The organism is Stenotrophomonas capsici, assembly GCF_034961085.1.
Taxonomy (GTDB): domain Bacteria; phylum Pseudomonadota; class Gammaproteobacteria; order Xanthomonadales; family Xanthomonadaceae; genus Stenotrophomonas; species Stenotrophomonas capsici.
In genome coordinates this window covers 1-10,900 of sequence record NZ_JAYFUH010000043.1, presented here as the reverse complement: position 1 = coordinate 10,900, position 10,900 = coordinate 1, and the positions used below count along the sequence as shown (strand labels likewise).

The following is a 10,900-nucleotide window of genomic DNA, read 5'->3' as shown; positions in this document are numbered from 1 at the left end:
TACAGCAAGAAACGACGGAAGATCGTTAGTGACGGGTGACAGATCAAAAGGCGCGGCACCACGCCTAGCGAGATATGCGACGAAGACGAGCGCCCCAAGGATAAGAACGACAGGAGCAATGACCCTCAACGCGGTGCTAGCGATAGGAGTCACACCTTGCCAAATGCTGAGCAGCAGCGATTGCGTCTGCGCCGCTGCTGCAGGAGCTCCGCTGAAGCCATCAGGGTTGAGAACAAAATAAAGGTACGCACCGACTAGAGCCAGCACAAGGATGAATCCAAGCACGACAATAGTCGTTACTAGGCCCACTAATCGGTTGAGCAGGACGCCAGCGACCTCAAGCGCATGGCCATTGTCGCTGGAAAGGTGACTCTGTTCCGGGTTCTCATTCATTAGCTTCTCCTTTGCTCGTGAGCGGCCTTCGATCCGTGCTGTCTAACTCTGGAATTAAGCCGCGCCGCGAAGCGGCGTCGGCTTGAATGAATTATTAGGCACCAACTCTGTGCGCGCCAAAGGTGATCTAGATCCGGTGAACCTTTACGACTATTGCATCTGCGGGAATTTCGTAGTCTCTCGTGTCATCATCGTTCTGTGCCACATGGCCATCACCTGTAGGGTCGTGTGCCTTGTTCGTTCTCGTTCGGCAGTTATGGTTAGCAGTCTCGATGTCATTCTCAAAGCAGATTACTTTGATTGTGGGGTGCGGCGAGGGAGATACAGCGGCTGTGACCTTTTGAATGAAGGTGCTACGCTCCACGTTAGAGCGATACTTTCTCTCCGAGACGATGCAGCAACGCCCGCACCGCAGCTCCCTCGCCAGATCATCAATATTTCGCTTTTCTGAGCTTTCTGAAGCAGCGAAGTTCTCTTGGATTAGAAAGTCGTACCTAAGCAGTTCAATTAAGTGAGACTTCCCTGATCCGGCCAATCCTTGGATGAGGATGAGAGTTCCGTGTTTATCAGACATTGCGAGACATTTCCTTTGGCGCCTAACGCTTGAGTTAAGCCGCGCCGCTACGCGGCGTCGGCTTGGACGAATTGTTAGGCCTGATCTCCGTCATACGTGTCAAAGCTTGAGAGGCGCAAATGTGCCCAGTGACTCCGGAGTAGCGGAATGAACTTCTCTTTCAAGGCATCAATTGCTATGTCAGCTGTTATGAAAATCGCATGCAATCCGTCCCGGTCAACTTCAGCCACGCCCTCTAGCTGTGATGCGTCGTAAATTAGTGCCCGCAGGTACATGTCAAAACTATCTTCGTCGGGCATGAACATGCAGTGCCAGTCGAGGTCTTCTTGTGTGATCTCTCGGAATACGGCGCGGTATCGCATTATTCTCCTTGTCGGGCCAAACTACCTATTAGCCGGATCCTTGGGTCCGGTTATACGACTTATCCACAGCACACCGTATGGTGGGCTATCCCTTTGATACGGCTCGATCTTAGGGCGGCGGGGTCCGGCTAACAAGCCGACGTATAACCGGACCCACGGGGTTCTTGCTTAGAGTACGCTGCTCTCGTTTGACCCCCAACCGGAGTGACCCTCATGGGGTGAACTTATCTGCACCACCCCACCTCCTTTGCGGCTCATGGACCAGGTGTCCGTGGCTTGCCGACGCCGACATCTAAGTCGCCGAACCGAGCAGGCATACCGGTTCTGGATTCGCAGGTACATCCATTTCCACAGCCTCCAACATCCACGCGTCCTAGGACCACCTGGCGTCGTCGCCTTTATCAACCACCTAGCCAGCGTGGGAATGGTGTCGGCTTCCACTCAGTCTCAAGCTCTCAACGCGCTGTTGTTCCTCTACCGGGATGTCCTTGAGGTGGACATTGGCCACCTGAGCGGACTCAGGCGGATCCAGCGTAGGCATCGCCTGCCGGTCGTGCTGAGCGTGGACGAGGTTGCCACCATCCTCGCGCGATGGAGGGCGTAAGCGCCTTGATGGCACACCTGCTCTATGGGTCTGGATTGCGGGTGACTGAGTGCATGACTCTCAGGGTCAAGGATGTGGACTTGGGCGCAGGCCTTATACGTCAGGGTGGGGAAAGGCGGCAAGGACCGAACCACGTTGCTGCCACGCCAACTAGAGCGTCTGCTGCAGCGACAACTACTGAGGGTTGCCGGCTTGCACAAGCAAGACCTCGTACGGGGTGCGGGATTCGTTCCTCTGCCAAATGCTTTGGAACGCAAGTTTCCAAGTGCAAGCCAGGGTTTGGCCTGGCAATTCCTGTTCCCCTCTCGCGTCATACGGAACTGCCCCTACACCGGGCGCCGCCTTCGCTGGCATGCCTCCGAGTCTGGCGTACAGACGGCCTTCAAAGCAGCACTGCATCAAGCCGGTATTGCCAAACATGCGTCATGCCACACGCTACGGCATTTGTTTGCGACTCACTTGCTTGCGGCAGGCACAGACATCCGGACGATCCAACTGCTCCTGGGGCATCGGGACCTGAAGACCACCATGATCTACACCCATGTAGAGCAGGCGATCCGGACAACCGTCAGCCCACTCGACCGACTACACACCTGCTGAACACCCCAGGCGGACATCGCTTCGATGTCCGCTATGGGTCGCATGACGCCCTGCGGCCAAGAGCGGACATGCCCCTAATGTTGGCCGCGTACGAAAACGAGGGCGATTCAAAATCTCGTGTACACAAAAACCTGCACAAGCTCTGCCTTTGCTGAAGCATGTGCGTCGTAGCAGCCATGGTGGAGCACGTCCGCCTGCTGGTGCCGGGTCGTGACCGCACGCATTCGCCCAAGATCCGGACACACCAGCGTCCTCCCGAAAGCGATGTAGTTCAACTCGGGCAGCCCGACCATTTAGGCAACTTCTGCGGCGCGGCTGCACATGGCCCCCAGATAGCAGACGGAAGGTCGGTCCGATTGATTGGCGTCGCGCTGTGATGTCCCGGCCTCAGTCGACTGGACTTTGGCGCACTTAGTGGCTGGGCCTCGGCTTCTCGATTGGATCTCGCCTGACAGAAACCAATCGTAAGACATTGAATTTGATGAAATATATCTCTTTCTTTGGATATACGGCTGATCAGTCGCTGTTGCCCTTGAAAGGGGTGACAGCCATCACAAAGTCTCATAGTGGCTGAACGATAGGGGCCGGCTGCCGCCCGTCTCACCTCGCGCGACGGGTCAGCAGCAATCTGCGCTTGATGGATCAATTTCAAGGGGGACTTCGCTATGGCTACAAAGCACCAAGTGATTTTTTACCCGGTGGGCAACGGGGACACGACCCAGGTCATTCTGGACAACGGGAAACGCGTTCTCTTCGACTTCCGGCACAAGGAATGCGCTGAAGAAGAGTCGACCCCCGAGATCGACTTGAAGGCGACTCTGAAGAAGGATCTTGCGGAGGCCGACAGGGCCAGCTTTGATGTCGTCGCATTCACCCATGCTGATAATGACCACATCCAGGGAAGCACCGATTTCTTTTGGCTGGAGCACGCGAAGCGATACCACGGAGAGGGTCGAATCAAGATCGACCAACTCTGGGTGCCCGCCGCGATGTTGCTGGAGGAAGCTACTCACGATCAGCAGTCCGAAGAGTTCGTTCTTCTCCGGCAAGAAGCGCGACATCGTCTTCTCGAAGGCAAGGGAATTCTTGTGTTTTCCAAGCCACAGGCCCTCGCCGATTGGCTTGAGCCTAAGCTGAAGGATCGTGGAGAGGCCTTGTCTGCGCGGGACCATCTGTTCGTTGACGCTGGCACGCTGGTTCCCGGCTTCACCCTGGCGCAGGACAACGTTGAGTTCTTCTGCCATTCGCCGTTCATTGAGCACTGCGATGATGGAGACATCATTCGCAATTCTGCGGCTTTGGTGTTCAACGTAAGGTTGCAGGCCGACGGGCTCACGTACGACTACCTGGAAGTTGGTGATGCCGAGTACTGCGATCTGGAGAAGATCGTGGACATCACCAAGTACCACAAGAACGATGACAGGCTTGCTTGGGATCTGTTCAATATCCCTCACCACTGCAGCTACCGTGCGCTCAGCGATGAAAAGGGCGACGAAGAGACAACGCCCTGTGAGAAGGTCGCAGAGCTGCTGATGATGGGCAAGCCAGACTCATACATCGTTAGCTGCAGTTTGCCTGTCACGGATTCCAAGGAAGCCTACGAACAGGTTCAGCCGCCCCACATTCAGGCCAGAAAGACATACGAGAAGTATCTGAGGAAGGTCGACGGCCGATCCTTCCTGGTCACGATGGAAGAGCCGAACGGCTACAAGCCTCAGCCAATTGTCTTCAACGTCGCTGCTGCAGGGGTCACTTGGGAGAAGTCCGCGGCCTCACTCGGCTCGGCCGCCATCGTCGCCTCTAGCCCTTCACGGGCGGGCGCATGAACTCGGACTACTTCCAACTCGACTTGATTGGGCTTGAAGATACCTCGCAGGCATCATCGCGTACACACGCGATGATCGCCGCCATCAACTCGAACCGCGACTTTAGGCTCATTGATGTGATGCGGGATCGAGAGGATGAGGAAGTAAACGTCGTATACCTCATGGTTGATGTTGAGTGCCATGGTGTCCCGAAGCACAACAAGTATGGGCTCCGCTTCAGGGAGAGGATGCTCATTGTGGTTCCGCAGGATGGCAGCATCGCAACGGCTGTCTGGGCGATGCGAAAGGACTTCCCAAGACTCGCGCATCAGAACAGCGTCTCAGTACTTGGGCCCGCGCAGCTGTGCTTGTACTACGAGCCGATGAAAGTGGTTGCGCGGACATGGACCGCTCCTTCATTCCTGGCACGAATCTTGTGGTGGTTGGAAAAGAACGCGAAGGGGGAGCTGCATCTGGCAGATCAGCCCCTTGACACCCTCTTCTTTGAGTCCAAGCACGAGCTGGTCATCCCGTGGGATATCGCCGATCTCGCTTCTGAAGGAAAACCTCTCCATGTCAGCGGAGTTCGGCGCGCGGACAATGGCACCACGATGCGCATCACCAACCACCTGGACACTGATCAAGGCGTGCTGGCGAAATTGGTCAAGATTGATCTTGAGCCTGTTGAAAGCGGCCAGGTTGAATGGGATCCGCACTCGCTTGGCGAACTGAATGAAATCATGATTCGGAGGGGAGCGAACCTCCTGGATCCTCTGCGTCTAGCAATGCAACAGGGTTTTCCCGAGCAAGGGCTGACCCTGAAAGACGAGCCGGCAAGTGTGCTTGTGCTGCTCTCTATTCCGTTGAGGAGGCCGTCGACGGGCCGTGTCGAGGGCGTTAGTTATCGTGCCTTCTTTCTTCATGGTGGAGCCCTAAAGGTGGGGATGCAGCTGGGCGCACTCTTTGACCTGGACGGGCGCTTCTACACCTCAGCGGGCCTCCTTGACGGTGAAGAAGCGGTCGGCTGGGAGACAATCGGCCTCGATCCTGTAACCGTTCTGTGGGAGAACAGCGCAGACCGGGCGCGCTCACAGTCCGGCCATTCCGATTCTGGGCCGAAAGGCACGGTGGTGGGCGCCGGCTCTCTGGGAAGTGCACTGATCGAACTTTGGATCAGATCTGGGTGGGGTACATGGACGGTAATCGATAAGGACCACATCCGCCCTCACAATCTGACTCGTCACTCGGCGCTCAATTTTCAGATTGGGCAACCCAAGGTTCTGGCCGTATCGAGGCTTGTCGAGGCCATAACTCGTGGCGCCGTCGCGTTGACCGGCGTAGAGGCCGATGTTATGTCGAGCCTTAATCCAGAGGTTGGACGTGCTCTGGATGCTTCCGAGTTGGTGGTGGACGCTACTGCGGACCTCGGCTACCCCAGAGCGAGTTCCGCCAATGAAGGTAGGGCAAGGCACGTAAGTGTCTTTGTGACCCCTAATGGCAGGTCAGGCGTCATGATGCTGGAGGACACCGCCAAGACCAGGTGCCTGCGCACGATCGAAGCACAGTACTACCGTGCCATCATTCGCTCTGAATGGGGCAGAAAGCACCTTGACGGTCACCGTGGCCTCTTCTGGAGCGGTGCATCGTGTCGCGATCTGTCGATGGTCCTGCCGTACTCGAGCGTAATGATCCATGCGTGTCAGTTCGCCGAGAGCATTCCTGCACACATTAGGTCAGATGCAGCAGCAGCATTCATCTGGCAGCGAGAACCTGATGGTGGAACTGATGCCATTTCCCTAGAGCTATTCGAACGACACGTACACAAGACAGTGGAGGGCCTGGACGTCTATATGGACGAGGGTCTTCATGATCATCTTCGTGAGCTTCGCCATCAGTCGCTACCCAATGAAACTGGAGGCATCCTCCTCGGCTATCACGACTTCACCCAGAATTTGTTGGTAATCGTAGACGCCTTGCCGGCGCCCAAAGACAGCAAGGGCTCGCCGACATCATTTGAGCGCGGAACCGACGGGCTTCCAGACCTTGTCGCCGAGGCTCGAGAGAGGACCGCGGGTATTGTGGGGTACGTAGGAGAGTGGCATAGCCACCCAGATGGGTATCCTGCCGTACCAAGTCGAGATGATCTAGTCCAGCTCGCACAGTTGGCAGTTGGTATGAACGAAGAGGGGCTGCCAGTGGTTCAGGTGATCGTAGGAGGCCATGAGATAGGTGTTGTCCAAGCCGAGGTACGGCCGTGACGACTCGTCCAATTGATCTGGTGCTCTCCGGCGGCGGCATTCGAGCTATGGTCTTCCACCTGGGTGTCATGAAGGCACTGGCCGAAGCGGGGCGCCTGGAGAATGTGCTGCGGATATCGAGCGTCTCAGGGGGCAGTCTGATCACCGGGCTGGTCGTCCACAGATCCGGGATGCAGTGGCCGAGCTCGGAAAGATTCCTGACCGAGGTCTACCCGACAATCCGTGGTGAGCTAACCTCTCGTAGCCTCCAGTGGGATGCACTTCGCGAGCTATGCAGGCCAACGAATCTCCGGTTCCTGCTAAGTCGATCCAACTTGCTTGCTTCAGCACTTCGTAGGCGCTGGGCCATAAGCCAAAGGCTCGCCGATCTACCCCAGTCGCCGGACTGGTCGATCAACGGCACAAATGCAGAGAACGGACGACGTTTCAGATTCAAGCGCGCTGACCTTGGAGACTATCTCACGGGGTACGCACCTTCCGGAAACTTCCCGCTCGCCAGTGCGATGGCGGTTTCAGCCGCGTTCCCTGGAGGGTTTGGGCCACTACGCCTGAGGGTAGACCGATTCAAGTGGCGACGGCGCGCGAGGTGGGATGATCCCAAGGAGGACGCCGTGGATGTACAGCCCTTGAGAGCGCTCCACCTCTATGATGGCGGCGTCTATGACAACCTTGGTCTTGAGCCGTTCTTTGACGCCGGACGGGGAGTCGCCAAGACCGTGAACGGTCACTTCATATTGGTCTCTGATGCAGGCAGGCCGTTGGACATGGGATTCAGCAAGTATTCGCTGAATCCGTTCCGAATCAAGCGTGTTGCCGACATCATGTCCGATCAGTCTCATGCCTTGAGAGTGCGAACCTTCCATCACTACCTGAGCAGTGACGCGACAAGAGGGGGCATGATCTATATCGGTGATCCTGCTGGTGACGATGACGTCGATCGACGCGAGGCAAGCTTTGTTGCCACTTTTCCAACTAGTTTGCTGAAGCTATCAGCGAGTGACTTTGACCGCGTTGCCAATCACGGCAGAGCACTCACTAGGCTTCTGCCTCCCCATGTGCAGAGTGACCTATGCGGGCCAACGCAGATCGCAACTCTGATGGCCGACTAACGGACTGAGTGCGCCTATCAAGATGGCGGCTGCCAAATGTCGTCGATATGGAGTGGCAAGGATGGCTGGCTGAGTCTGGCGCTGGTGATCGACTGTGGCACCCGACAGCTGCTCGGATGGCACCTGTCGCGCACCGGCAAGGCACCGCGTCGGCCGCGCTGAAACAGGCCCTCATCACGCGCTACGGCACGTTGGGGCGGGTGCCGGCGCCTTTCCTACTGCACTCGGACAACGGGCTGGTGTTCACCAGCGGCGACTACACGCGCCTGGTGCGCAGCTAGGCCAACAGCAGGAGTTCATCACCCCGCACTGCCCACAGCAGAACGGGATGATGGAACGGGTAATCCGGACGTTCAAGGAGCAATGCGTGCATCGGCGTCGCTTCGAAAGCCAGACCCATGCCCGCGGGTGATCGCAGACTGGATCGCCTTCTACAACGAAAAGCGCCCTCACCTAGCACTGAAGATGATGACCCCGGATGCGGCCTATGCCGCTACATTAACCGTATGACCTGAGCAGGAACGGTAGGTCATTACACCCCTGTGGTCGACACAGCAGCTTGCCCCGTATGTCAATCTCTCAGGCCACGGAGACTGGACTCATGTCTCTACAGGGTGTACTCAAATTCAACCTCCAAAGTTCCAAGGTAGTTAGGAAACCCATCCTGACCAAGGTCCATTAATGGTAAGGCATCGCCTTCATAGTCCGGGTTGGATGTGTAGATGTGAATAAGTTCGCCAACGCAGTCGAAGGTTATATCTCCCGCTCTATTCTGGGTAATCTTCTTGTAGCCGCTGTAGTAATTCAGGTGGCGAGATGGTGCTTCGCCAATGACAATGATCTGAGGGTCAAGCTTCTCAAGCCATGAATTTGGAATTTTCCCGGAGTGTCTTCCGTGGTGGGCTGCAAACACGACCGTTGTTTTAGTCAGGTCGATGCTTTCGGTGATGCTCTCCATGAAGTCAGTATGTAGATCGCCTAGCCAGAGGAAGCTGGCTCCTCCCTCGAGCTGATAGCGAATGACTGCCGATGTGTTGTTGTAAGAGTAGCCGGCGTCGCAATCTGCCAGGGCCTGTTTAAAGTGGTCGTTCTCTACGTCAGGCCATAGAACAGTAATCCCGGACGATCCCCGTTCCGTGTCAGAGAGGTTCATCCACTTTCGCTTGCAGTTCTTCTCGATATAGTAGGCTTTGGGGCCATCCCGCAGGATGCAATAGCGCGTAAACGACGTCGTTTCGTTGTCCTTGATCGCCTGATTCTTTACGACGTAGAAATTATGTATAGGGAGTGCATCATCGAGGCGTTCAATTCCGCCAAAGTGATCTTCGTCGGGATGAGTGCAAATGAACCTGTGAATTCCCTTTCCGGCACCTGCCATGCGAAGGTCGTCGAGTATTTCTGCAGCATTTTCCGCATTGAGGTCACAGTCGATGATCGTGAAGTTGTCGCTGCCATGGCGAATGTAGAACATGTCGCCATTGCCAACCGAGTAGCTCTTTACCACGGGCATAGCTAGCCTCCTTGCTTCTGATTGATGTCTGCGGTGCTTTCTATCGCCAGGACGGTTGTGACAAGCCGAACGCCTGCTTGCATGGCTGCGACTGCTGACAATGCGTACTGTGCGAGGAATACGATAAGAGTTGGAGTGACTGCGAGGCCTAGCCCGATCGCCCACAGGCCAAGGGGGAGCAAGAGCGCCAGGAGTATGGAAACAACAGCCAGGTCGCGGAACAGAAGGAAGCGGCGATTGGCGTCTACAACAGCAGCATCATCGCGATGCGCGCGATAGATCCGGTACCAGGTCGAGTTCTGCTCCAACTCGTCAACCGGATACGGCGATACGCGAGCATTGAGCTTTGCCGTGTCGATACGCGGGTCTCTATGCGCGTGGTGGCTGAACGCTCTATGCCCTGGCAGTGCAAACTTGCCTCTCCAGAAAACGAGGGATGCCTTCACTTGATTTGGGATCAATGAAGACAGAAGCAGCAGGGCGGGGGGCGCAAGGAGCGAACTGGCGGCTCGGGCTACAACCTCGGGCTCAGTGGCAATAAGTCGGAGTTGAGGGGCGAGGACCGCACAGAGAATCGCTACATCAAAGGCGATGAACGCACTTAGCCACGAAAGGTTGCCCTTCTTAGCCGTCATTGGAACTGTCCTTTTCCAGATGAGTGGCTAAACGACTACTAGCCAATGCTGCCGATGATATGCGACGGCGGCAACATTATGGGCGTCGGGCAATCAACGCACAAGAGACATCGGCCGGCGCTAACCGAGGGGCGCTGGTGGTACATGAATGCTTGTCGCCTCACTAGCGAGGAGTAAGTGGCTCTTAGGAATAGATAACCTGCGAGACATCCGCGACAGCATTTGTGATCCGAGTGATGATTTCTGTCGTCAGCGACAAGAATTTTGGGCGTACATAACCTGGCGCAAGCGCACCCACATTTCTTCCTCAAGTTGCTGGAAGCGGACGAAGCGATTCGCTTGGACTTCATTGCGCATTACATCGACGCGCTGCGAGGTGCCACGGGAAGCCGGCTCTACGTCGAGCTGAAAAACAATCAGAGCCTCAATGGTGGAAGCCGCCTATACCTCATGCCGCGGGCTGAGGACATTGCCCAGTTCAACGTACACGCCCCAACGCGGCATTGGGCACGAATCTATCTTCTAAGCTCGCAGGTTGTCCAAATAATCAGCCCATTCCTGCATCATCTTGCGACGCTCGCCCAAGTGAGCAGTGCGATTGTAGGCTCGTCCATTGGGGTCACGAACCGCATGAGCAAGCTGATGCTCGATGTAGTCGGGACGGAACCCTAGTACCTCATCAAGAATAGTCCGCGCCATTGCACGGAACCCATGCCCCGTCATGGTTTTTGAGTCAAACCCCATCCGGCGTATGGCCGCATTTATCGTGTTCTCGCTCATCGAACGTCCTTTCCCATGAAGGCTTGGGAAAACGTACTGGCCTCGGCCGGTGAGAGGGCGCAGCTCAGTGAGAACTTCAATTGCCTGCTTGGACAACGGAACAATGTGGGGTGTGTTGGTCTTGGTAGCGACATACCGCCACTCCGCTGCATCAAGGTCGATATCTGCCCAGCGTGCGCTACGCAGCTCGCCGGGGCGAGGAAATAGCAAGGGCGAGAGCTTCAACGCGGCGGTTACTATGGCACTACCTTCGTACCCCCAAATGGCACG

The 10,900-nt window shown here is 56.3% G+C and carries 11 protein-coding genes and 1 pseudogene; 7 read left to right on the top strand and 5 right to left on the bottom strand.

From position 1 onward, the window contains the following. Both VA603_RS01415 and VA603_RS01410 read right to left on the bottom strand, forming a co-directional pair. On the bottom strand, window positions 1-393 hold a 393-nt coding region (locus VA603_RS01415; RefSeq protein ID WP_323437726.1), incomplete at its 3' end, for a hypothetical protein. Between the two features lie 127 nt (window positions 394-520). Then, on the bottom strand, window positions 521-967 hold the full coding sequence (locus VA603_RS01410) for a hypothetical protein (protein ID WP_323437725.1): 447 nt from the start codon (window positions 965-967) through the stop codon (window positions 521-523). A 618-nt stretch (window positions 968-1,585) separates the two neighbouring features. Between VA603_RS01410 and VA603_RS01405 the strand changes: the two genes are divergently transcribed. The 7 genes and pseudogenes from VA603_RS01405 to VA603_RS01375 all read left to right on the top strand — a co-directional run bounded on the left by VA603_RS01405 (window position 1,586) and on the right by VA603_RS01375 (window position 8,215). Then, window positions 1,586-1,933, top strand: a complete 348-nt coding sequence (locus tag VA603_RS01405; RefSeq protein ID WP_323437724.1) for a site-specific integrase — start codon at window positions 1,586-1,588, stop codon at window positions 1,931-1,933. 72 nt (window positions 1,934-2,005) lie between these two features. Beyond that, window positions 2,006-2,533 (top strand): tyrosine-type recombinase/integrase, encoded by a 528-nt coding sequence (locus VA603_RS01400; protein WP_323437723.1) that lies wholly within the window; start codon window positions 2,006-2,008, stop codon window positions 2,531-2,533. A gap of 683 nt (window positions 2,534-3,216) precedes the next feature. Beyond that, entirely contained in the window at window positions 3,217-4,359 is a 1,143-nt protein-coding gene (mblB, locus tag VA603_RS01395) for an anti-phage 6A-MBL system MBL-fold protein (protein WP_323437722.1), read from the top strand. Further along, on the top strand, window positions 4,356-6,596 hold the full coding sequence (gene cap2-3 / locus VA603_RS01390) for an anti-phage 6A-MBL system cap2_3 protein (RefSeq protein WP_323437721.1): 2,241 nt from the start codon (window positions 4,356-4,358) through the stop codon (window positions 6,594-6,596). The genes mblB and cap2-3 overlap by 4 nt, the downstream gene beginning before the upstream one ends. Beyond that, entirely contained in the window at window positions 6,593-7,705 is a 1,113-nt protein-coding gene (locus VA603_RS01385; protein ID WP_323437720.1) for a patatin-like phospholipase family protein, read from the top strand. Before cap2-3 ends, VA603_RS01385 begins: the two co-directional genes overlap by 4 nt. A 36-nt stretch (window positions 7,706-7,741) precedes the next feature. Next, window positions 7,742-7,867: a hypothetical protein gene (locus VA603_RS01380; protein WP_323437719.1), complete on the top strand. Its 126-nt coding sequence runs from the start codon at window positions 7,742-7,744 to the stop codon at window positions 7,865-7,867. 166 nt (window positions 7,868-8,033) lie between these two features. After that, window positions 8,034-8,215 (top strand): annotated as a pseudogene (locus VA603_RS01375) (integrase core domain-containing protein). 97 nt (window positions 8,216-8,312) lie between these two features. Here VA603_RS01375 and VA603_RS01370 read toward each other — a convergent pair. The 3 genes from VA603_RS01370 to VA603_RS01360 form a co-directional block, all read right to left on the bottom strand. Beyond that, complete coding sequence (locus VA603_RS01370) at window positions 8,313-9,215, bottom strand: ComEC/Rec2 family competence protein (protein ID WP_323437718.1); 903 nt, start codon at window positions 9,213-9,215, stop codon at window positions 8,313-8,315. A 2-nt stretch (window positions 9,216-9,217) separates the two neighbouring features. Next, window positions 9,218-9,850 (bottom strand): hypothetical protein, encoded by a 633-nt coding sequence (locus VA603_RS01365; protein WP_323437717.1) that lies wholly within the window; start codon window positions 9,848-9,850, stop codon window positions 9,218-9,220. A 522-nt stretch (window positions 9,851-10,372) separates the two neighbouring features. After that, on the bottom strand, window positions 10,373-10,900 hold a 528-nt coding region (locus tag VA603_RS01360), incomplete at its 5' end, for a tyrosine-type recombinase/integrase (protein ID WP_323437716.1).